This is a genomic window from Enterobacter sp. CPE_E890, from assembly GCF_046521475.1.
GTDB classification, from domain to species: Bacteria; Pseudomonadota; Gammaproteobacteria; order Enterobacterales; family Enterobacteriaceae; genus Enterobacter; species Enterobacter adelaidei.
Window position 1 is genome coordinate 108,928 of the sequence record NZ_JBKFZW010000001.1, and the last position, 21,120, is coordinate 130,047.

Consider the following 21,120-nt stretch of genomic DNA (forward strand, 5'->3'; position numbering starts at 1 on the left):
ACGAGGTTAATTGGCGGAAGATCACAGGAGTCGAACCTGCCCGGGAACGCTGGCGCCCCCAACTGGATTTGAAGTCCAGCCACCTCACCGGAGATGACGATCTTCCGCGCCTGCATTGCTACATGGAGGCGGGGCGCATTATAGCTACTTTCAGGCATTTACCACATACCCCTACACACTTTTTTCACCTCTCTTTTGACCTGTACACCCCTGTTTCAGTTAATTCCTAAGAAAATCCTCATGTTAGCCCCTCGTGCTTCCCAACATTTACCGCGATCACAAAAAACAAGAAACGTAATCTCTTAACCAGAAAACGCAATACCCGCCTTTGAAACAATGGTTTAAAACCAATGTAACCGGTCTCAGCGCCCCCTACAGCGTGAAGGATAAAAAAAGATGAGCGAAGTATTGTCAGTAAAAGAGAAGATTGGCTACGGCATGGGAGACGCCGCCAGCCATATCATTTTTGATAACGTCATGTTGTACATGATGTTTTTCTACACCGATATTTTCGGCATTCCCGCCGGGTTTGTCGGCACCATGTTCCTGCTGGCGCGCGCGCTGGATGCGATCTCCGACCCGTGCATGGGACTGATTGCCGACCGCACCCGCAGCCGATGGGGCAAGTTCCGTCCGTGGATTTTGTTCGGCGCTATCCCATTCGGCATCGTCTGCGTGCTGGCTTACACTACGCCGGACCTCAGCCTCAACGGTAAAATGGTTTACGCCGCCGTTACTTACACCCTGCTGACCCTGCTCTATACCGTCGTCAACATCCCCTACTGCGCGCTGGGCGGCGTGATCACCAATGACCCGACGCAGCGTATCTCCCTTCAGTCCTGGCGCTTTGTGCTGGCGACCGCGGGCGGAATGCTCTCCACGGTGCTGATGATGCCGCTGGTGAACCTGATTGGCGGCGACGACAAAGCCTTTGGATTCCAGGGCGGGATCGCCGTGCTGTCGGTTGTCGCGTTCCTGATGCTGGCGTTCTGCTTCTTTACCACCAAAGAGCGCATCCAGGTCCCACCGAGCACCACCTCCATGCGTGAAGACCTGCGTGATATCTGGCGAAACGACCAGTGGCGCATTGTTGGCGTGCTCACCATCTTCAACATCCTTGCCGTCTGCGTGCGCGGCGGGGCGATGATGTACTACTGCACCTGGATCATGGGTTCGCCGGAGGTGTTCGTCGCCTTCCTTACCACCTACTGCGTTGGCAACCTGATTGGCTCCGCGCTGGCAAAACCGCTCACCGACTGGAAGTGCAAGGTCAGCATCTTCTGGTGGACCAACGCCGCGCTGGCGGTGGTCAGCGTGGCGATGTTCTTCGTGCCGATGCATGCCACCGTCCTGATGTTCGGCTTCATCTTCGTTATCGGCGTGCTGCACCAGCTGGTGACGCCGATTCAGTGGGTAATGATGTCCGATACCGTCGACTACGGCGAATGGACCAACGGCAAGCGCCTGACCGGCATCAGCTTTGCGGGCACGCTGTTCGTGCTGAAGCTCGGCCTGGCACTGGGCGGGGCGATGATCGGCTGGATGCTGGCAGGCGGCGGCTACGACGCGGCAGCCAAAACCCAGAACAGCGCGACCATCAGCATCATTATCGGCCTGTTTACCCTGGCCCCGGCGATCTGCTACGTGCTGAGCGCCATTATCGCCAAACGCTACTACACGCTGAAAACCCCTTTCCTGACCAAAATCCTGGGCGAGCTGGCGCAGGGCGCGCGCCGCAATCAGCAGGAGTTTGAAAACCTGCCGGTCAGCAAAGAATTGCAGAACTAAGAGGACGAGAGTATGAAAATCAGTGATGGAAACTGGCTTATTCAACCGGGCCTGAACGTGACCTATCCGGTGCAGGTGTTCGATGTGGAGCAGCAGGGCAATGACCTGGTGGTGTATGTGGCGCCGCGCGACGTGCGCGAACGCACCTGGCAGCTCGACACGTTGATGTTCACGGTGCGCCTGTTTGCCCCGCAGGAAGGAATCGTCGGGGTGCGCATCGAGCACTTCCAGGGCGCACTGAATAACGGCCCGCACTATCCGCTGAACGTGCTGAAAGACGTGAAGGTAGAGATTGAAAACAACGCCGAATTTGCCGAGCTGAAAAGCGGCAGCGTCAGCGTGCGCGTCACCAAAGGCGAGTTCTGGGCGCTGGATTTCCTGCGTCACGGCCAGCGTATTACCGGCAGCCAGCTGAAAAACAACGGCTACGTGCAGGATACCAACACCAACCGCAATTACATATTCGAACGTCTGGATCTGGGCGTGGGTGAAACGGTCTATGGCCTGGGTGAACGCTTTACCGCCCTGGTGCGCAACGGGCAAACGGTCGAAACCTGGAACCGCGACGGCGGCACCAGCACCGAGCAGTCCTACAAAAATATCCCGTTCTACCTGACCAATCGCGGCTACGGCGTGCTGGTGAATCATCCGGAGAATGTCTCGTTTGAAGTCGGATCTGAGAAAGTCTCTAAGGTGCAGTTCAGCGTGGAAGGGGAGTATCTCGAGTACTTCGTGATCGACGGCCCGACCCCAAAAGAGGTGCTGAACCGCTATACGCAGTTCACCGGGCGTCCGGCGCTGCCGCCAGCGTGGTCGTTCGGCCTGTGGCTGACCACCTCGTTTACCACCAACTATGACGAAGCCACGGTCAACAGCTTTATCGACGGTATGGCCGAGCGCGACCTGCCGCTACACGTCTTCCACTTCGACTGCTTCTGGATGAAGGCCTTCCAGTGGTGCGATTTCGAGTGGGACCCGGTGACCTTCCCGGATCCTGAAGGGATGATCCGTCGCCTGAAAGAGAAAGGATTGAAGGTTTGCGTGTGGATCAACCCGTACATCGGCCAGAAATCCCCAATCTTCCAGGAACTGAAAGAGAAGGGTTACCTGCTCAAGCGTCCGGATGGCTCTCTGTGGCAGTGGGACAAATGGCAGCCGGGGCTGGCGATTTATGACTTCACCAACCCCGATGCCTGCAAATGGTACGCTGACAAGCTGAAAGGCCTGGTGGATATTGGCGTGGATTGCTTCAAGACTGACTTCGGCGAGCGTATCCCGACCGACGTGCAGTGGTTCGACGGTTCCGATCCGCAGAAGATGCACAACCACTATGCCTACATCTATAACGAACTGGTGTGGAACGTACTGAAAGAAACCGTCGGCGAAGACGAGGCTGTACTGTTCGCCCGTTCAGCGTCCGTGGGTGCGCAGAAGTTCCCGGTGCACTGGGGCGGTGACTGCTACGCCAACTATGAATCAATGGCAGAAAGCCTGCGCGGTGGGCTGTCGATCGGCCTGTCTGGCTTTGGCTTCTGGAGCCACGATATCGGCGGGTTCGAAAATACGGCTCCGGCGCACGTCTACAAGCGCTGGTGCGCGTTTGGGCTGTTCTCCAGCCACAGTCGCCTGCACGGCAGCAAATCCTACCGCGTGCCGTGGGCGTACGATGACGAGTCCTGCGACGTGGTGCGCCATTTCACTCAGTTGAAATGCCAGATGATGCCGTATTTGTATCGTCAGGCTGCGCTGGCGCGCGAGTTCGGTACCCCGATGCTGCGGGCGATGATGCTCGAGTTCCCGGACGATCCGGCGTGCGATTATCTCGACCGTCAGTACATGCTGGGGGATTCCATGATGGTTGCGCCGATGTTCTCCGAAGTGGGTGACGTGCAGTTTTATCTGCCGGAAGGACGCTGGACGCATCTGTGGCATAACGATGAAATCCAGGGCAGCCGCTGGCATAAACAGCAGCACGATTTTATGAGCCTGCCAGTTTATGTGCGCGATAACACACTGCTGGCGCTGGGCAATAATAACCTGAAGCCGGATTATGCGTGGCATGAGGGCACTGCCTTCCAGCTGTTTAACCTGGATGACGGCGCAACGGCGATGAGCGCAGTGCCTGCGACGGACGGCTCCGTGGCGTTTACGCTGAAGGCATCACGTCGGGGCGATATCGTGACCTTTACCGGCGCGGGAGACGCGCAAAACTGGTCGGTGTGCTTGCGCAACGTGCAGAAGGTGAGCGGCGTGAAGGGCGGCTCACACGCAGGCAGCGAGTGGGGTGTGGTGGTGAAAGCCGAGGGGAATGAGGTAGTGGTTCATCTTTGATTCATCAGGAATTGTGCGGTCTGATGCCCTCACCCAGGCCCTCTCCCACAGGGAGAGGGAACAAAACCTCACAGCCGCCGCCCGGCTTGTTTATTGCACCGGTGTTGAAACCGCACCGCCCGTCATTGTTTGCTCGACCTGCTGCTTATCCATATTCACTGCATTCAGTTTCCCGTTAACGGTTGGCTTCAGCGGGGCTTTGTCCTGCACGCTGCCGCTGGCGGTGAGCTGAATATTGCCGTCACCCGCAATTGGCAGCGCTGGCCAACCCCAGTGCTCGATCACGTTCAGCGGCACACCGCGCCCGTTCAGGCTAACAGTGGTTTGCCGTTGGGGCAGTTGTGAAACCGTCGCCGTGGCTTCCAGAATGCCTTTCTCAGTAAACGCGCTCAGGTCAGTAATATTCACCGTGGCAGCGTTAGCATTCAGTGCCAGTGACGGACGACGCACATCCACGCGGTTAAAGGTTGCCGCCGCGCCGTTCAGGGTTGCGCTACCGCCCCAGACGCCCCACTGGCGATCTTTCACCAGTTGCAGGTTCGCGCCATAGCCATCAAGAGAGGTGATCTGCCACGGGAAGGTCGGATCGATGTCGATCACCAGGTTACGGCTCAGACCGAATTTTTGCAGCGTCACGCTGTTCAGCCATTCCGGCAGAGGCTCCATCCACAGCGTTTTCCAGTTCTGCGGCAGGGTATACTCCAGCCCGGCGATGGCGACATCGTCCAGCACCAGCGCTTTACCGTCGCGCTGCCAGTTGCCAGAGGTGCGCACCATGCCGCCTTCCCAGCGGGAGGTTAGCTGGCGCAACGCCACGCCCTGAGGAGAGAATTCCGCATTCAGGATTGGGTCAAACAGATGCAGCGAGCCGTAGATGAATTCGCTGGCGTTCATGGATAAACGCCCTTCCTGACTCTGCCAGTCGCCTTTACTCAGCGTCAGGTTGCGCAGGCTTAAATCAAGATCAGTAACTGCCCAGTCCGGGCCCTGCAGGCGGGCATCGGTCACGTCCAGGCGGCCAATCTGCAGAGAGGGGATGGTGGTCAGCGGTGCGAAGAAATCCATCAGCGTTTTATCGCTCTGCAGGCGGATTTCGTTCAGACGCAGGGTGTCGATGATCCAGCTTCCGTCGGCGTTACGCAGGGCGGAGCCGGTGAGTGAACCGCGGGCCATATCGGCACCGATGGTGTTCAACACCACTTCCTTGCCGTTCAACTGACCCTCGATCAACACGTTGGTGGCCGGCACGCCGTTCAGGGTGAGCGATCCTGCGCTCATCTGGATCTGCGCATTTTTACCCAGCACGTTGCCTGCTTCTGGTTGCCATGGGCTGACACCCCCCGTGACTTTCTGGGCACTTAAATCCCACGCCGTATTGGGGCTGTTAAAGGCCATGTTGTTCAGTTGCAGACGGTCTGACTGGAAAGGCAGCGGCGCAGTCTGAGGAGAAAGGTTCAGCGTGCCATCGAACAGGGAGATGGTGTCCATATGCAGCGGATCGGTAACCTGTCGGCTACTGAGGCCAATATCGACTTTTTTGGCAACCAGCGTGGCGGGCTTGCCATCTCGGCCAAAGGTGACGTTTTCCAGAATGATGTGGGAAGGCGACGAAAAGCGGTGATTCATCTTGTCGAAACTGAGCTCGTAGTCGGTATTTACCGTCACCCAGTTGCTGACCTGACTCGCACCCCAGCGGGTCTGGAGCAGGATATAGAGCGCCAGTACCACAATCAGCACGGCTACCAGAAGATAGACGAGTAGCTTTCCAATAAATTTCATGGTCTTCCATCCCGCAAAACGCACATAAAGGAGTTATGCACGATTTATGCGCAATCCTCAAGGCGGGAATGGTGTAATAAGATGTCACGGCAGGCATTGACTGCCTGCCGTGAGAGAGATCAATTTTTCTCAGGCGGGAATACGAGGTTCAGCACGATAGCGGTGATACCGCCCGCGGCAATGCCGGAAGAGAGCAGGTTTTTCACCCAGTCCGGGGCAAACTGCAGGATCAGCGGCTGCTGAGACACACCCAGACCCACGGCCAGCGACAGCGCGATAATCATAATTGCACGGCGGTTCAGCGGTTCGCGGGAAACGATACGTACGCCGGAAGCGGCAATTGTGCCAAACATCACCAGCGTTGCGCCGCCCAGTACCGGCTCAGGAATGTGCTGCACAAAGCCGCTTACCGCCGGGAACAGACCGAGGACAATCAGCATCAGCGCCACCACAAAACCGACGTAGCGGCTGGCAACGCCAGTCAACTGGATCACGCCGTTGTTCTGGCCGAAGCAGGAGTTCGGGAAGGTATTGAATACCGCAGAGACAAACGAGTTCAGGCCGTTCGCCAGCACGCCGCCTTTCAGGCGCTTCATGTACAGCGGGCCGGAAACCGGCTGCTCGGAGACGTCTGACGTGGCAGTGATATCGCCGATGGTCTCCAGAGAGGTGATCATAAAGACCAGCATCAGCGGCAGGAGCAGGCCCCAGTCAATGCCCAGGCCGTAGTAGAGTGGTGTTGGAACGGTGATCAGCGCGCTGTTGGTCGGCGCGGTGTTCTCTGGCAGCATGCCCAGCGCCCACGCCAGCAGATAACCCGCCGCCATGGCAATCACCAGCGAGGCGACGCGCAGATACGGGTTGCGCTGACGGTTAAGCAGAATAATGATCGCCAGCACGACACCCGCCAGCAGCAGGTTTTTCGGCGCGCCGAAGGTGTGGTCGCTCATTGCGGCATAGCCGCCGCCGATGGAGGTGAGGCCCACCTGGATCAGCGACAGGCCGATAATCATCACGACGACGCCAGACACCAGCGGGGTGATGACGCGGCGAGCCAGATGCAGCACGCGGGAGATCACCATTTCCGTACAGCTGGCCAGCATCAGCGTACCGAACAGCGCCGCCATCATCGTCGGCACATCCGCACCGCCGGTTTTCAGCGCTGTACCACCCATGATCAGTGGTGCCACGAAGTTAAAACTGGTGCCCTGAATCGACAGCAGACCAGATCCGACCGGACCCCACGCTTTAATTTGAATAATCGAGGCCACGCCAGAGGCGAAGAGAGACATGCTGATGATGTGCTGAGTGTCCTGAGCCGGTAAACCGAGCGCCTGGCAGATCAGCAGCGCCGGGGTGATCACCGCAACAAACATCGCCAGAAGATGCTGGCAGGCGGCGAAAAGCGTTTGCGGCAGCGGCGGGCGGTCTTCAAGACGGTAAATCAGTTCGCTATTTTGCTTCTGCGCAATCGGTTGCGCATCTGGCGACTCTATGGTGTTAACGGACATCGGCGGCAATCCCACGGTGGAAAAGCGGGCATTTTATCTGACCATCTGGTAAAAGCAAACGATTGCCAGCAAAAAAAAGGAAGAAAATCTGCCGCTTTGAGCAGGTTTTCTACAACGTATAGGGAAAAAAAATTACACTTTTTGCGCCGGTGGCTCATGAAGAGCGCAAACCGGCCCAGGATAACGCCGCGTGTGTATGGAACACGCGCAATACAGGAGCCTTCTATGATTCATCTCGATACGTTGTCGACCCTTGTTGCCGCAACGCTGGTCTTACTGCTTGGCCGTAAGCTGGTGCATAGCGTTTCCCTTCTGAAGAAATACACCATTCCCGAACCTGTCGCCGGTGGCCTGCTGGTAGCGCTGGCCCTGCTGGTGTTGAAAAAGAGCATGGGCTGGGAAATTGATTTTGATATGTCCCTGAAAGACCCGCTGATGCTGGCCTTTTTTGCCACCATCGGCCTGAATGCCAACCTCGCGAGCCTGCGGGCAGGGGGTAAAGTACTCGGCGTATTTCTGATTGTGGTGGTTGGGTTGTTGTTGATGCAAAACGCTATCGGCATCGGAATGGCGACGTTGCTGGGGCTGGATCCGCTGATGGGGTTGCTGGCCGGGTCAATTACATTGTCTGGTGGACACGGTACCGGCGCGGCGTGGAGCAAGCTGTTTATCGAGCGCTATGGCTTTGAAAACGCAACTGAAGTGGCGATGGCCTGTGCGACCTTTGGCCTGGTGCTGGGTGGACTGATTGGTGGCCCGGTGGCGCGTTATCTGGTGAAGCACTCCACCACGCCGGACGGCAGACCGGACGATGAGCTGGTGCCGACTGCATTCGAAAAACCGGATGTTGGGCGCAGCATTACTTCACTGGTGCTGATTGAGACCATCGCGATGATTGCCATCTGCCTGACGGTGGGGAAAGTGGTTGCGCAATGGCTGGCAGGTTCCCCGTTCGAACTGCCGACGTTTGTCTGCGTGCTGTTTATCGGGGTGATCCTGAGCAACGGTCTGGCGCTGATGGGTTTTTATCGTGTGTTCGAACGTGCGGTTTCAGTGCTGGGCAACGTTTGTCTGTCGCTGTTCCTCGCAATGGCGCTGATGAGCCTCAAACTGTGGGAGCTGGCCTCGCTGGCGCTGCCGATGGTGGCCATTCTGGCGGTGCAGGCACTGTTTATGGCGCTGTACGCGATGTTTGTTACCTGGCGCATGATGGGCAAGAACTACGATGCGGCGGTGCTGGCAGCGGGTCATTGCGGGTTTGGTCTGGGGGCAACCCCAACGGCGATTGCCAACATGCAGGCGATCACTGAACGCTTTGGCCCATCGCATATGGCGTTTCTGGTGGTACCGATGGTCGGTGCGTTCTTTATTGATATCGTCAACGCGCTGGTGATTAAGCTGTACCTGATGCTGCCGATATTTGCCTGAGGTCAGGCGTTGGAATAACGTTCGGTTTCCGGCATCCAGCGCTCAATTAACGCTGCCGCCTGTTCGGGGTAGCGTTCATGAATATGGCGGGCCAGGCGTTGAACTTCGGGGATCATCGCCTGATCGCGCAACAAATCCGCCACTTTGAATTCAGCATTCCCCGTCTGCCGCGTGCCCAAAAGTTCTCCCGGGCCACGTATCTCAAGGTCTTTTTGCGCAATAACAAAACCGTCGTTGCTGTCGCGCAGCACCTGCAAACGCATCTGAGCAGTTTTCGAGAGCGGTGCTTTGTAGAGCAGTACGCAGTGGGACGCTACCGCACCACGGCCAACACGTCCGCGCAGCTGGTGGAGTTGGGCAAGCCCCAGGCGCTCCGGGTTTTCGATGATCATCAGGCTGGAGTTTGGCACGTCCACGCCGACCTCGATCACCGTGGTGGCGATTAGCAGGTGTAAATCGCCCTGTTTAAACGACTGCATTACCGCCTGCTTTTCGGCGGGCTTCATACGTCCGTGAACCAGACCCACGTTCAGTTCCGGCAGCGCCAGCTTGAGCTCTTCCCACGTGGCTTCTGCAGCCTGCGCTTCCAGCAGCTCGGACTCTTCAATCAGCGTACACACCCAGTAGGCCTGACGCCCTTCATGCGTGCAGGCGTTGCGCACGCGGTCGATGATATCGCTGCGACGCGTGTCAGGAATGGCGACCGTGGTGACCGGGGTACGACCCGGCGGCAACTCGTCGATGGTGGAGGTATCCAGATCGGCGTAGGCGGTCATTGCCAGGGTGCGGGGGATCGGCGTCGCGGTCATGATCAGCTGATGCGGGTGGAAACCCTGCTGCAAACCTTTCTCCCACAGTGCCAGACGCTGATGCACACCAAAGCGGTGCTGCTCGTCGATAATCACCAGCGCCAGGCCGTTAAACTGAACCTGTTCCTGGAAGATGGCATGTGTGCCAACAATCATTTGTACCTGACCGCTGGCAATTGCGTCCTGTTGTGCAAGGCGGGCTTTGCCTTTTTGCTTCCCGGCAAGCCAGCCCACTTCAATGCCCAGCGGCGCAAACCAGGCGCGGAAATTGTTGGCGTGCTGTTCGGCCAGCAGTTCCGTCGGTGCCATCAGCGCCACCTGTTTGCCGTGGGCAATGGCGCGCAGGGCGGCCAGGGCGGCAACCAGCGTTTTTCCGGAGCCTACATCACCCTGCACCAGGCGCATCATCGGTACATCAAGCGCCATATCGCGTTCGATCTCGGCGGTGACGCGCGCCTGTGCACCGGTGGGTTTAAACGGCAGCGAGGCCAGCAGCTTATCTTTGAGCTCATCATGCGGGCTTAAGGGCTGGGCATGGAAACGTTGCGCACCCGCACGAAGCGCCAGCATGCTCAGGTTATGCGCCAGTAATTCCTCAAGGATAAGACGCCGTTGGGCGGGGTGTTTGCCGCTTTCTAAATCGCTGAGCTGGAGCGATGGTGGTGGACGGTGAAGAGTACGCAGCGCCTCGGGCAGACTCATCATGCCCTGCGCCAGCTCTGGCGACAGCAGCTCGGTGATGGCGCAGGTATCCAGCAGCTCCAGGGCCTGATCGGTGAGCTTACGCAGCGTCGCTTGCTTGATGCCTTCCGTCGTCGGGTAAACCGGGGTGAGCGTCTCCTGCAGCTCCGGCGTGCTGAGATCGCCCTGTACGCGGTATTCCGGGTGGATCATCTCTGCGCCGTATTTTCCGCGTTTGGCTTCGCCATAGGCCAGCACTCTGCGACCTGTCGCCAGGCTGTTTTTCATTGCCGCGTTGAAGTTGAAAAAGCGCATGGTGAGAATACCGGTGCCGTCGCTGATCTGACAGGTCATCATCCGGCGTCCACCAAACGTGATATTGCAGTTCAGGACTTCGCCTTCAACGGTGGCATAAATGGCAGGCAGCAAATCGCCAATTTTGTACAGCTGGGTGCGGTCTTCGTAACGCAGAGGGAGGTGGAGCAGGAGATCCTGCACGGTGTGCAGGCCGATTTTAGCCAGCTTATTGCTTTGCGCCGCGCCCACGCCCGTCAGGCTATTGAGCGGGATGGCATCCAGCAGGCGGCCTTTCATCGGTTACCCGGCGTACTGCATGGTGGCCCACCACTCGGCATCGGCTTCAATTTCGCCCTGCGCGTTGACGTGGGGGTAAGGCAATTTTTTCTGCTTCGCAACGCGAGCCAGCACCGGATAACCACCTTCGAACAGCAGGCGCTGCTGTTCATCTTCCGGCAGCATACTGTTGCTGCGTTTGTACATTCCGGCATTCTGACGCTGGCGCTGCGCTTCATAAAGAATAAGCGCGGAGGCCACAGAAACATTGAGGGACTGAACCATACCGATCATCGGAATGATAATGTCCTGATCCGCCAGATCCAGTGCTTCCTGAGTGATCCCGGTTTTCTCCTGACCCATCAAAATACAGGTCGGACGGGTGTAGTCGATCTCGCGGAAATCTACGGCTTTAGCGGACAGGTTAGTGGCAAGTACCTGCATACCGCGCCCTTTCAGGTGGGTTACGGCTTCGCCTATGCTCTGGTGGTGTTTGACAGAAACCCAGCTGTTACTGCCTGCAGCGGCAGATACCATGGTTCGCATGCGGGAGCCCGGCCAGACAGCGTGCACTTCATGCACGCCGACGGCGTCTGCAGTACGGACAATGGCAGAAACGTTATGGGGCTTATGGACCTGCTCCATGCAGACCGTCAGGTCTGGTTGACGCCTGGCGAGCATCTCGCAGATACGTGCATAACGTTGTGCATTCATAAAACTAGTTTCTGTTTCGGGTGACTTTAATCACGTCCGGCATGACGCGGATCTTGCGCATAATGTTCGCCAGATGCACGCGGTCGCGGGCGGTCAGACGAATAAAGGCGCTGTATACGCGGCCATCTTTTTCTTCCGTATTCAGACTCTGAATGTTGGAAGAGGCCGTGTTGATCGCTGCCGTCAGGTTCGCCAGGGCACCCTGGTGGTTGAACATATCCACCTTAATTTCGGTGATAAATTCCTGTGCGGTCTCTTTGTCCCACTCGACCGCCATAAACTTCTCGGCTTCTTTCTGGTAGCCGCGAATGTTACGACAGGATTCGTGGTGGATAACCAGCCCTTTGCCCGGGCTGACGTGCGCAATAATCGGGTCGCCAGGGATTGGACGGCAACATTTTGCGAAAGTGATAAGCACGCCGTCTGCGCCTTTGATAGGCAAATGACCGTGGCTTTGCGTAGCGGGCTGCGCAACGGAGGCATCCCCCTGTTGCAGATTTTTCGCTACCACTACACTCATGGCGTTTCCGAGGCCGATCTCTGCCAGCAGGTCATCAAGCGAGGCGAGTTTCATGCGCTCCAGCTCACGCTGAATGTTCTCTTGCGGGATCTCAGCCAGCTTACGGCTGCCGCCCAACGCGTGGTTGAGCAGACGACGTCCCAGACTGACCGAATCATCGCGCTTGAGGTTTTTCAGTAACTGACGGATTTTGGCGCGTGCTTTAGAACTCACGACAAAGTTCAGCCAGGCCGCGTTCGGACGTGCGCCCGGTGCGGTAATAATTTCCACCGTCTGGCCACTGGAGAGCGGCTGAGACAGCGGGTAAGGCTGTCTGTCGACGCGTGCACCCACGCAGGCGTGCCCGATATCGGTATGCACGGCGTAAGCGAAGTCGACCGGTGTTGCCCCAGCAGGCAGTTCGACAATGCGACCCTCTGGGGTGAAAACGTAAATCTCATCCGGGAAGAGATCGGATTTAACGCTCTCGATAAATTCAAACGAGCTGCCCGCACTCTGCTGAAGTTCCAGCAGGCTCTGCATCCAGCGTTGTGCGCGGATTTGTGCGGTGGTGCTGCTTTCACCGCCGTGCTCTTTATACGCCCAGTGTGCGGCCACACCCATTTCTGCCATCTGGTCCATATCTTCGGTGCGGATCTGCACTTCGACAGGCACGCCGTGCGGACCAATCATTGAGGTATGCAAAGATTGATAGCCGTTCGCTTTTGGAATGGCGATGTAATCTTTCATGCGCCCCGGGCGCGGTTTGTAGAGGCTGTGCATCTGCCCCAGCACGCGATAGCAGGTATCGGAGTCGTGGACGATCACGCGGAACGCGTAGATATCCATAATCGAGTGAAAACGCTGCTCTTTGAGCACCATTTTGCAGTAGATGGAGTACAGATGTTTTTCACGACCGCTGACGCGGCACGGAATTCCCGCTTCCTGTAAACGCCCTTCAATTTCCGAGAGGATCTTTTGAATCATCTCTTTACGGTTACCGCGTGCGGCTTTCACCACCTCTTTAATCACACGATAGCGATTCGGGTACAACGCTTCAAAACCCAGCTCTTCCAGCTCGGTTTTAATGTGATGGATACCTAAACGATGCGCCAGTGGACTGTAGATTTCGAGGGTTTCACGGGCAATGCGGCGACGTTTATCCGGGCGAAGTGAGCCCAGCGTGCGCATATTGTGGGTACGGTCAGCGAGTTTGATAAGAATGACGCGGATATCCTGCACCATCGCCATAATCATCTTGCGGAAGTTTTCGGCTTGCGCCTCTTTCTTGTCGCGGAAATTCAGCTTATCAAGCTTAGAGACCCCTTCCACCAGTTCGGCAACGCTTTTGCCAAACAGCTGTTCCATGTCCTGGTAAGTGGCAGGGGTATCTTCAATCACGTCGTGCAGCAGAGCGGCCATCAGTGTTTCGTAGTCGAGTTTCATCTCGGCCAGAATACAGGCTACCGCTACCGGGTGCGTGATATAGGGTTCACCGCTTGAACGTGTCTGGCCCTCGTGAGCGTCACGTGCAACGAGATACGCCTGCTGAAGACGCTTAATCTGCTCTTCAGGCAGGTAGGTTTGAATCAGTTGATTCAGGCTTTCAAACAGATACAAGGGCGACCCGCAGGTTTAATTAACGACGACCTTCAGCAATAGCGGTTACGGCCTGCAGTTCTGCGGCTTCCTGCTCTTGCTGCTCCTGGCGCTCACGCACGTCGAGGATCTGGTTGTTAATCAGACCTTCTTCGATTTCGCGAAGTGCGATAACGGTAGTTTTATCGTTTTCTTCCGGTACCAGCGGATCTTTACCGCCTACCTGCATCTGACGAGCGCGACGCGCGGCGACCAGCACCAGGTCAAAACGGTTACCAATTTTCTCTACAGCGTCCTGAACAGTTACGCGTGCCATACTTAAAATGCTCCACAGGTGAAGAAATGACTGGGCATGATACTGAAAGTGGGTTCAGTCTGCCAACAGTTTGGTGATTAATGCGTCATGTCGCTGCTTCTGGCGGCTCATACGCAGACGTTCTGCGCGAAGAATGGTTTTGAGATCGCTCAGCGCGGCATCAAAATCATCATTCACAATAAGGTAATCATATTCCGCGTAATGGCTCATTTCTGCAACTGCCTGTTCCATACGCTTTGCAATCACTTCTTCGCTGTCCTGGCCACGACCGCGCAGGCGGCGATCCAGCTCATCTTTCGATGGCGGTAAAATAAAGATGCTGCGTGAGTCAGGCATCTTCTTGCGAATCTGCTGTGCGCCCTGCCAGTCGATATCCAGGAATACATTTACGCCAGTTGCCAGAACCTGCTCAATGGTTTCACGCGAGGTGCCGTAATAGTTACCGAACACTTCTGCGTGTTCAAGAAACGCGTCTCTGCCAATCATCGCTCTGAATTCGTCGTGATTCACAAAGAAATAGTGCTCACCATGTACTTCACCCGGACGCGGCGCTCGCGTGGTGTGAGAAACAGAAACCTGTGTGTCGTACAACGGTTGGGTTTTTAACAGTGCCTGAATAAGGCTGGATTTACCCGCGCCACTAGGGGCAGAAACAATATAAAGCGTGCCTTGAGCCATGAGAGTCTTTTGTATGTGTTAGCGAAGAAGTCCTACATACGGGCTTATTATACACGTCACCGCTCTGTGACGTAGTCTTTGTCACACTTTTTCCCCTCGAATATTGAATTTTGCGTGCCGTTTTCAGGTTTTATCTGTGGTTTTCAGCAACCAAAAGAAATACCGGACAGCGTCTCGCATTGTGAAACGTTGACGTTAGCGTTGTGTCAGGCATCCGGGTATACCTCCTGCAACACAAAGGAGGGTTGAGATGTGGCAATGGATAAGCGGGTTAATGCTGTTGTGGTGTGGTTATGGGGTTGCTGTGTGTCCGGTGTGGTCACAGGCAAAAGCAGAGAAAGAAATTGCGTCCTTAAGTGCGCAAATCAAACGCTGGGATGATGCCTACTGGAAACAGGGCGTTAGCGAGGTCAATGACGAGGTATACGACCAGCTTAGCGGCCGGTTAAAACAGTGGCAGCACTGTTTTGGCAGAGAATCACTGGATGCCGCCATTCCTGCCCTGACGGGAAATATCAAACATCCTGTCGCCCATACCGGGGTCCATAAAGTGGCCAGTAAAGAGGCGCTTCGCTCGTGGATGCATGCCCGGCACAATCTCTGGATGCAGCCAAAAGTCGACGGCGTGGCGGTGACGCTGGTCTATCGTGACGGAAAGTTAATTCAGGCCATCAGTCGTGGTAATGGCCTTAAAGGTGAGGACTGGACTGCACAAGTACGTTTGATCCCGTCAGTCCCTCAAGACGTGTCGGGTGCGCTGGCAAACAGTGTCCTGCAAGGGGAGCTTTTTTGGTTGCGCGAAAACCACATTCAACGACAGATGGGTGGAGTGAATGCACGCGCAAAAGTGGCGGGTGCGATGATGCGGCAAAAGGACAACGCGCTTCTGAAACAGACAGGGATATTTATCTGGGCCTGGCCGGATGGACCCAAAGATATGCAAAACATGTTGTCTGAACTTTCCAGTGCAGGGTTTCCTCTGACGGCGCGCTATACCTTGCCAGTTGAGACTGTAGAAGGCGTCGAGAAACAGCGTTCAACGTGGCAAAACACGGCATTACCCTTTGCCACGGATGGCATTGTGGTGCGATCCGCAGATTCTCCCCAGGGTGAAAACTGGTTGCCCGGGGAAGGTAGCTGGGTTGTCGCGTGGAAATATTCCCCTGCAACCCAGGTAACAGAGGTCAGTGATATCCGTTTTACCGTGGGGCGAACGGGCAAAATTTCCGTTGTAGCAGCGCTGGAACCCGTGCAACTGGATGATAAACAGGTGCAGCGAGTGAGCCTGGGATCGGTCGGTCGTTGGCAGAGGCTGGATATTGCCCCGGGCGATCAGATACAGGTTAGCCTGGCCGGTCAGGGTATCCCCCGGTTTGATAAGGTGGTCTGGCGAGGAACGGATCGACAAAAACCACTCCCTCCTCCCTCGCGTTATCATTCAATGAGCTGTTTTTATGCTTCACCGGAGTGTATGGAACAATTCTTTGCGCGGTTGACGTGGCTCAGTTCAAAGCAGGTATTCAACATTGAAGGTTTAGGAGAATCAGGATGGCGGGCACTCTGGCAAGCACATCATTTTGAACATCTCTTCTCATGGCTGTTATTAACTCAGTCGCAGCTGCAGTCTACGCCGGGGTTTTCCGCAGCGCGTGGGTTAGCGCTCTGGCATCGCTTTAATCTGGTGCGTGAGCAACCTTTTATTCGCTGGCTTATGGCGTTGGGTGTGCCTCTGACACAGGCCTCGCTGAAGGCGATGGGGGACATGTCCTGGCAGAAGATGAGCGCGCGTAATGAAAAGGACTGGCAGTCCTTGCCGGGGACGGGAGAGGAGAAAGCGCGGCAAATCGTTAACTGGATGCACGCGCCTCAGGTAGATGTGCTGGCAAAGTGGCTAGCGGAGCAGCACATCAAAGGATTTTGACATTAATGAGCGCTGTGTTTGTAGTGAAAAACAGGCAGTCCAAGCTTCAGCCGCAGCGCCAGCATGCGCGCTGTAAAGCCGAACAGCAGCGTGGAGATGACCACCACATCATGGTTCGACACGTAATGTTGCAGGGCGATATACAGCACTGCTGCTGCGAAGGATATGCCGGCATACAGCTCTTTTTGAAAGACCAGAGGAATGCGTTTGCAGAACATATCGCGCAGTACACCTCCGAATACGCCCGTGATCACCGCGGCAATGGTGGCAATAACAGGCCCTTCACCCATATCGAGCGCGATTTGTGCTCCGATGATCGAAAAGACGATCAGCCCCAGTGCATCAAGCACCAGGAACAAGCGGCGTAGATGAGGCATAACGGGCGCCACAATGGTGGTGAGTACGGCAGCCGTCGCCACGATAATCACGTACTCAGGGTGTTTAACCCAACCGAGTGGGTAATGACCAAGCAGGATATCGCGTACAGAACCGCCGCCCAATGCGGTAGCAGTGGCGATAATGATCACACCGAAGGTGTCCATCCGGCGACGTCCGGCGGCGAGTGCGCCAGTCATGGCCTCTGCGGTGATACCAATAATATAGAGAATGTGAAGCAACATATAACCTCCGGAGTGAACGTGGGGAGGTTAGCGATTTGTGCGCAAGATCACGATTGAGATTTTCTAAGGCGATTCAGTTTGCCATATAAAATATTATCAAGCCTTACCGTAAATGGCTTATGAATGGTGGTGAGATGAGAAATCCCGGCATGTAACGGATTAGAAATAATAATGGATGGCGCCATCCGACGCCATCCGGAAGGTGTTACTCGATTGGATCTGTTTATTGAGTAGTGGCTTTAAATTCCCGTGGTTACTGGATTTCATATAATGCGTTTTCTCAGTAGGTACACCCATGTGTACACGGCATTTTGAGGTGCTGCCTTTTACTGCTCATTTTATGCTCTTATGCTTGCTGTTCTGGCCTCTTATCTTTTGCGCCTTATTGTATGATACCTCTATCCCACAATAAGGAATCAGCCAGCCATGAGAATGACCAGCCGCAAAAAAGAGATACTCAGTTACTTTGAGCCGGATAACCTCGAGTGGGTATCGGGTGAGATCGGCGCTCCGCCACTCGATGTGTCGGGCGTGGCCTACCTGCTTCACGGCATGAAGTCGTTCGATAAGCGCCACCAGCTCGAATCAACCCGGCGCACACTGGAAAGCATGGTTGCTGGTGGACTGCTTGAGCGGGTGACAGTGTATGAATTGCGTCAGGTACGGCGCGGCGGTGAGACTAACGCAACGGTCGTGCGCTACGGTTTACCCGGTCACTGCGCTGTTATGCGCGATACTGGCGGCGCTGATAACGCAATATCAGGTGAATACATGCGGGTCAGTTAAGAGCCAGCAATCTGTCGTTGATGCGGCTCAGGTCGTAAACCCGGCGTTCAATATCCAGCATCAGGAAATTGTGGATCTCGGCCTGCTCAGGATTATCAGACTCTCTGGCCTGTAATAGCAATTCATTGTAACCATGCAAGCCGCCTGAGTTTTCCGCCGGGGTGGTGCCTTTCCCACGCAGGCAGCTAATGGGCTGATTACTCGTATCGTGTGTTTGCTTCTCCAGCACAATGACGCAATCCCACCAGTCGCCAAAGTCATACGTGTAAACCAGCTTGTCACCATCATTCTGGAGCGCTGCCCATAGTGGTGTGATTGCCGCATTACCCATGCTTTCATCCTCACCCCATACGCGATACTCGCTACCGGGATCACCTTTACGCCCTTTCTCGAACATATACAGGTGTTCGTCATTCCAGCCAAAAGCCAACTGGATCACCGCGTGAAGTTCACTAAAGGGGATTTGCTCTGGAACCAGCACACGCCGCCATATTGGTGGTTTGCTGTCTCGGATGGTTATCTTTAGCTGGTACATGCAAATCCTGAATAAATGCGAATCGGAAGGATAACGATACTGACGCACTCACAATTCTGTAAAGGTGAATAAAGGTAATTTGCTTAATAGGCATAAGTTACATGCGGAATAATCCCGTATCTACCTGCGCGGCGCTGGCTTCCTCCACTGGTAGGCGGGTGATCGCATCATTTCGCGGAATTTGTCACGCCGGGCTATATCGGCATTAACTGAGCGTTCTATCTCCCGTTGATCTGCCGGGGTTAGCTGGTGGCCTTCGTGCTCCAGTTTGGCGGTGGTCAATAAAGCTATTTCGCGTGGTGTCATACGTCATACCCATCTGGAAGGATGAAACACGCCCGGATTAAATTTTATTTTTCGCGGGTATAAAAATACGAGGAGGCGGGCAGTCCTTAAGGCTCAGGGTTGCAGAGATTTGGCCTCCCCCTCCCGGTGATAGTTTATTGCTTGATGTGGACGGCTTGCTATATTGGCGGCGAATGCAAATTGTCGCAGAAGTCTATCCCGTTCCTTGACGCCCCGTGCGGGCGTTTTGCTTTTACAAAGTCAGGCCAATGCCTCTGGCTGCTTTCCCCGTCTTACGCTCAATCACGCCCGTGATTCTGTCCACTACTGGCGCGGGTCTCGCCTCATATGGGCTTTGGTTCTGTCCTGAACAGTCCAGTATTTCAACATCGGTGACTATACGGATTGCTAACATGCGCCGCTTTTTTTAACCCTTCGCAGATCCCGCCTTGCTTGCATTGAAACGGATCTCGCTAAACTCAGCTCAAGCCGTGCGATTCTGTCGGCATGTAGCCCCATGAATCCGTTAATCAATGTCATCTCGCGCCATTCTTCTGTTCCCGGCGTCGGATTATTCGCCAGTAATAGCCCGTATCTCTCAGCCAGCATGAGGTTTCTTGCACGATTTCGCACCAGCGGAGAAAGCGCCTCGCCCCCCTCAAATGGGAAGAATGCCCGCCGACTGCGTTCGCCATGCTTGACGGCATTATTATTGCCCAATGGTGCGCCTGCGCCTTTCCGCTTGCCACCCCATCCCGATCTTGATTGTTGGCTATTTTTTTTCATTTAACGGCTCACTGTGCGCATTTTTGTGCGCAAAAACCTTAACAAACCCTAACAATACCTTAATAAAACTGTATATCTAACTTCCGCCATCTACTGCGAACGGATAGCGCCCAAGCCAGAAATATCAAGCCTCTCCACCATTTTGCGAATGCGCAATTCGCGCTTACAAATTACTGCGAATTCGCAATTTCTGTACGCAATGCCACCGTTAGCATTCGTCAGGTGGTACGCACGTTAAATGCGCAGTTTTGCCGCGTACCTGACTGCGTACTGCGAACCAGTGGCGCGAACCAGAATATTTTGGACAATCTAAATCACATTCTGGCTTCCAGCCCGCAACTGGCGCGGGTTTAGCGCTACGAGGGTTTAAGATCCGTCCAGGACAGTCCAGGATTTACATCCGTTCTGGTGCGAACGTTACTGCGAACCATCGCCCCCGCTGGTGGGCTGTCGTTGCTTCTTACCACCATTTAATCGGAAGGCATTGCCGTTTGGTTGCGCTATCCCCATGCGGTGTTGTGTCTCAGTGACTGCTTTATGCAGATCGCCGTAATCATCGGTTTTCACTGGTGGGCGCTTCACGTTCGTCAGACACGTATCACGGCGCTGCTTTACCCATTCCCGATCATCGTCCTCAGCACAAATCATCATGACTTCCTGCCAGCGTGTAGCTGCCCTGCGATACAGCCCCTTCGCTTCCAGAGCCTCGGCTTTGCTGTCCTTTACCATGCTTTTCTCCCTCAGAATGGCGCTTCATCGTCGAATGGCTGGCGCTGGTCAAAATCATCAGGGGTGTTATATATTTCCCATCCCGGCGCGGATTGCGTTTCGTGGCCCCTGCTGGCTCCGCTTGCTTTGACTGACTCGGCCCGCTTCCCGCCGGGGCGTACCGTTCTGGCGCTGATCACGCTGTCGGCTACTACCTGATACCCCTGCTGCGTACCGCCATCCTTGCCCGTCCACTGATTGATCTGCATCGCTCCGGCAACACTGACTAAATCGCCTTTAACGTGCCCTGCCAGTGCGTCGGCCTGTTTGCCGAATGCCACCACGCCCAGCCAGAAAGTAACCTCTCCGCCCTCTGCTGCATGGCAGGGCAGTGCCACCGCTAACCGTCCCATTGCCATGCTTGTACCGTTCGTTGTGGTGCGGGTCTGGGGATCTGCCACCAGCCGCCCGTAGGCTGATATCTGTGCTGTCATTAAGCGCCCTCCATTCTTGATAACGTGTTGTCAATATTCCCGGCGGCTCGTTTCAGGTAGTCCATGCTGTCATTTAGCCGGGATAATTCGCCAGCCAGTAACAAGGCCGCCGCCTCCTGCGCGGTGAACCCCTGCGCTTCAATCTCTCTAATAACTTCGATCTGCTTTTTATGATGTTCGTTCATTTTTTCGCCCTTTAGCTGAATCATACCCCCCCCTGTAAATCTTTTTTGGGGTGTAATATCCCTACCAAACCCTACTAATCGATGAAACCCAGAT

At 55.4% G+C, this 21,120-nt stretch carries 19 protein-coding genes and 1 tRNA gene; 5 read left to right on the forward strand and 15 right to left on the reverse strand.

Annotation, left to right across the window (positions count from 1 at the left end):
- Nucleotides 1-11: 11 nt before the first annotated feature.
- Nucleotides 12-106, reverse strand: a tRNA-Sec gene (locus tag ACLHV9_RS00535).
- A gap of 290 nt (nucleotides 107-396) precedes the next feature.
- Here ACLHV9_RS00535 and ACLHV9_RS00540 point away from each other — a divergent pair.
- Together ACLHV9_RS00540 and yicI are read left to right on the forward strand one after the other, a co-directional pair.
- A complete protein-coding gene (locus tag ACLHV9_RS00540) occupies nucleotides 397-1,788 on the forward strand; it encodes a glycoside-pentoside-hexuronide family transporter (protein WP_108089314.1) in 1,392 nt (463 codons plus the stop codon).
- 12 nt (nucleotides 1,789-1,800) lie between these two features.
- Nucleotides 1,801-4,119 (forward strand): alpha-xylosidase, encoded by a 2,319-nt coding sequence (gene yicI / locus ACLHV9_RS00545; RefSeq protein ID WP_407220036.1) that lies wholly within the window; start codon nucleotides 1,801-1,803, stop codon nucleotides 4,117-4,119.
- A gap of 90 nt (nucleotides 4,120-4,209) precedes the next feature.
- Here the strand turns inward: yicI and ACLHV9_RS00550 are convergent, their stop codons facing one another.
- Nucleotides 4,210-5,898, reverse strand: coding sequence for an AsmA family protein (locus ACLHV9_RS00550; protein WP_407220037.1), 1,689 nt, complete (start codon nucleotides 5,896-5,898; stop codon nucleotides 4,210-4,212).
- 119 nt (nucleotides 5,899-6,017) lie between these two features.
- Entirely contained in the window at nucleotides 6,018-7,409 is a 1,392-nt protein-coding gene (xanP, locus tag ACLHV9_RS00555; RefSeq protein ID WP_014881972.1) for a xanthine/proton symporter XanP, read from the reverse strand.
- 225 nt (nucleotides 7,410-7,634) lie between these two features.
- Here xanP and gltS point away from each other — a divergent pair, with 225 nt between their 5' ends.
- Complete coding sequence (gene gltS, locus ACLHV9_RS00560; RefSeq protein ID WP_108089317.1) at nucleotides 7,635-8,837, forward strand: sodium/glutamate symporter; 1,203 nt, start codon at nucleotides 7,635-7,637, stop codon at nucleotides 8,835-8,837.
- 2 nt (nucleotides 8,838-8,839) lie between these two features.
- Here gltS and recG read toward each other — a convergent pair whose 3' ends face one another.
- From recG to gmk, 5 genes are read right to left on the reverse strand one after another with little or no spacing between them, the layout of a single operon-like run.
- Nucleotides 8,840-10,921 carry an ATP-dependent DNA helicase RecG gene (recG, locus tag ACLHV9_RS00565; RefSeq protein WP_407220038.1) on the reverse strand — a complete coding sequence of 694 codons (2,082 nt, stop codon included), beginning with the start codon at nucleotides 10,919-10,921 and terminating at the stop codon, nucleotides 8,840-8,842.
- A 3-nt stretch (nucleotides 10,922-10,924) separates the two neighbouring features.
- Entirely contained in the window at nucleotides 10,925-11,614 is a 690-nt protein-coding gene (gene trmH, locus ACLHV9_RS00570; protein ID WP_028017841.1) for a tRNA (guanosine(18)-2'-O)-methyltransferase TrmH, read from the reverse strand.
- A gap of 4 nt (nucleotides 11,615-11,618) precedes the next feature.
- Entirely contained in the window at nucleotides 11,619-13,733 is a 2,115-nt protein-coding gene (spoT, locus tag ACLHV9_RS00575) for a bifunctional GTP diphosphokinase/guanosine-3',5'-bis pyrophosphate 3'-pyrophosphohydrolase (RefSeq protein WP_134708587.1), read from the reverse strand.
- A gap of 19 nt (nucleotides 13,734-13,752) precedes the next feature.
- Entirely contained in the window at nucleotides 13,753-14,028 is a 276-nt protein-coding gene (gene rpoZ / locus ACLHV9_RS00580; protein ID WP_000135058.1) for a DNA-directed RNA polymerase subunit omega, read from the reverse strand.
- 54 nt (nucleotides 14,029-14,082) lie between these two features.
- Nucleotides 14,083-14,706, reverse strand: a complete 624-nt coding sequence (gene gmk / locus ACLHV9_RS00585; protein ID WP_028017843.1) for a guanylate kinase — start codon at nucleotides 14,704-14,706, stop codon at nucleotides 14,083-14,085.
- 250 nt (nucleotides 14,707-14,956) lie between these two features.
- Here gmk and ligB point away from each other — a divergent pair, with 250 nt between their 5' ends.
- Nucleotides 14,957-16,627 (forward strand): NAD-dependent DNA ligase LigB, encoded by a 1,671-nt coding sequence (ligB, locus tag ACLHV9_RS00590; protein ID WP_407220039.1) that lies wholly within the window; start codon nucleotides 14,957-14,959, stop codon nucleotides 16,625-16,627.
- A gap of 2 nt (nucleotides 16,628-16,629) precedes the next feature.
- On the opposite strand, the gene ACLHV9_RS00595 is transcribed toward ligB, so the two are convergent.
- Complete coding sequence (locus ACLHV9_RS00595; protein WP_028017845.1) at nucleotides 16,630-17,247, reverse strand: trimeric intracellular cation channel family protein; 618 nt, start codon at nucleotides 17,245-17,247, stop codon at nucleotides 16,630-16,632.
- Nucleotides 17,248-17,673: 426 nt separating this feature from the next.
- Between ACLHV9_RS00595 and ACLHV9_RS00600 the strand changes: the two genes are divergently transcribed.
- Nucleotides 17,674-18,033, forward strand: coding sequence for a hypothetical protein (locus tag ACLHV9_RS00600; protein ID WP_126680703.1), 360 nt, complete (start codon nucleotides 17,674-17,676; stop codon nucleotides 18,031-18,033).
- On the opposite strand, the gene ACLHV9_RS00605 is transcribed toward ACLHV9_RS00600, so the two are convergent.
- From ACLHV9_RS00605 to ACLHV9_RS00630, 6 genes are all read right to left on the reverse strand, one after another.
- The gene (locus ACLHV9_RS00605) at nucleotides 18,026-18,568 is read right to left on the reverse strand and encodes a plasmid pRiA4b ORF-3 family protein (RefSeq protein WP_048994696.1); all 543 of its coding nucleotides are present in this window, start codon (nucleotides 18,566-18,568) and stop codon (nucleotides 18,026-18,028) included. The genes ACLHV9_RS00600 and ACLHV9_RS00605 overlap by 8 nt on opposite strands.
- A 120-nt stretch (nucleotides 18,569-18,688) precedes the next feature.
- A complete protein-coding gene (locus tag ACLHV9_RS00610) occupies nucleotides 18,689-18,874 on the reverse strand; it encodes a hypothetical protein (RefSeq protein WP_071786473.1) in 186 nt (61 codons plus the stop codon).
- A 387-nt stretch (nucleotides 18,875-19,261) separates the two neighbouring features.
- Entirely contained in the window at nucleotides 19,262-19,639 is a 378-nt protein-coding gene (locus ACLHV9_RS00615; protein WP_060682968.1) for a hypothetical protein, read from the reverse strand.
- 417 nt (nucleotides 19,640-20,056) lie between these two features.
- Nucleotides 20,057-20,368 (reverse strand): PerC family transcriptional regulator, encoded by a 312-nt coding sequence (locus tag ACLHV9_RS00620; RefSeq protein WP_220394470.1) that lies wholly within the window; start codon nucleotides 20,366-20,368, stop codon nucleotides 20,057-20,059.
- A gap of 11 nt (nucleotides 20,369-20,379) precedes the next feature.
- Nucleotides 20,380-20,841 (reverse strand): single-stranded DNA-binding protein, encoded by a 462-nt coding sequence (locus ACLHV9_RS00625; RefSeq protein ID WP_407220041.1) that lies wholly within the window; start codon nucleotides 20,839-20,841, stop codon nucleotides 20,380-20,382.
- Entirely contained in the window at nucleotides 20,841-21,050 is a 210-nt protein-coding gene (locus tag ACLHV9_RS00630) for a hypothetical protein (protein WP_020801608.1), read from the reverse strand. Before ACLHV9_RS00630 ends, ACLHV9_RS00625 begins: the two co-directional genes overlap by 1 nt.
- Nucleotides 21,051-21,120: the final 70 nt, after the last annotated feature.

Bases quoted from the DNA above. Each gene is read 5' to 3' on its own strand.
- recG (WP_407220038.1), bottom strand. From the start codon at position 10,921: ATGAAAGGCCGCCTGCTGGATGCCATCCCGCTCAATAGCCTGACGGGC.
- xanP (WP_014881972.1), bottom strand. From the start codon at position 7,409: ATGTCCGTTAACACCATAGAGTCGCCAGATGCGCAACCGATTGCGCAG.
- gltS (WP_108089317.1), top strand. From the start codon at position 7,635: ATGATTCATCTCGATACGTTGTCGACCCTTGTTGCCGCAACGCTGGTC.
- ACLHV9_RS00595 (WP_028017845.1), bottom strand. From the start codon at position 17,247: ATGTTGCTTCACATTCTCTATATTATTGGTATCACCGCAGAGGCCATG.
- rpoZ (WP_000135058.1), bottom strand. From the start codon at position 14,028: ATGGCACGCGTAACTGTTCAGGACGCTGTAGAGAAAATTGGTAACCGT.
- ACLHV9_RS00610 (WP_071786473.1), bottom strand. From the start codon at position 18,874: ATGACACCACGCGAAATAGCTTTATTGACCACCGCCAAACTGGAGCAC.
- ACLHV9_RS00540 (WP_108089314.1), top strand. From the start codon at position 397: ATGAGCGAAGTATTGTCAGTAAAAGAGAAGATTGGCTACGGCATGGGA.
- ACLHV9_RS00625 (WP_407220041.1), bottom strand. From the start codon at position 20,841: ATGACAGCACAGATATCAGCCTACGGGCGGCTGGTGGCAGATCCCCAG.
- ACLHV9_RS00620 (WP_220394470.1), bottom strand. From the start codon at position 20,368: ATGGTAAAGGACAGCAAAGCCGAGGCTCTGGAAGCGAAGGGGCTGTAT.
- ACLHV9_RS00600 (WP_126680703.1), top strand. From the start codon at position 17,674: ATGAGAATGACCAGCCGCAAAAAAGAGATACTCAGTTACTTTGAGCCG.
- ACLHV9_RS00550 (WP_407220037.1), bottom strand. From the start codon at position 5,898: ATGAAATTTATTGGAAAGCTACTCGTCTATCTTCTGGTAGCCGTGCTG.
- yicI (WP_407220036.1), top strand. From the start codon at position 1,801: ATGAAAATCAGTGATGGAAACTGGCTTATTCAACCGGGCCTGAACGTG.
- gmk (WP_028017843.1), bottom strand. From the start codon at position 14,706: ATGGCTCAAGGCACGCTTTATATTGTTTCTGCCCCTAGTGGCGCGGGT.
- ACLHV9_RS00605 (WP_048994696.1), bottom strand. From the start codon at position 18,568: ATGTACCAGCTAAAGATAACCATCCGAGACAGCAAACCACCAATATGG.
- trmH (WP_028017841.1), bottom strand. From the start codon at position 11,614: ATGAATGCACAACGTTATGCACGTATCTGCGAGATGCTCGCCAGGCGT.
- ligB (WP_407220039.1), top strand. From the start codon at position 14,957: ATGTGGCAATGGATAAGCGGGTTAATGCTGTTGTGGTGTGGTTATGGG.
- ACLHV9_RS00630 (WP_020801608.1), bottom strand. From the start codon at position 21,050: ATGATTCAGCTAAAGGGCGAAAAAATGAACGAACATCATAAAAAGCAG.
- ACLHV9_RS00615 (WP_060682968.1), bottom strand. From the start codon at position 19,639: ATGAAAAAAAATAGCCAACAATCAAGATCGGGATGGGGTGGCAAGCGG.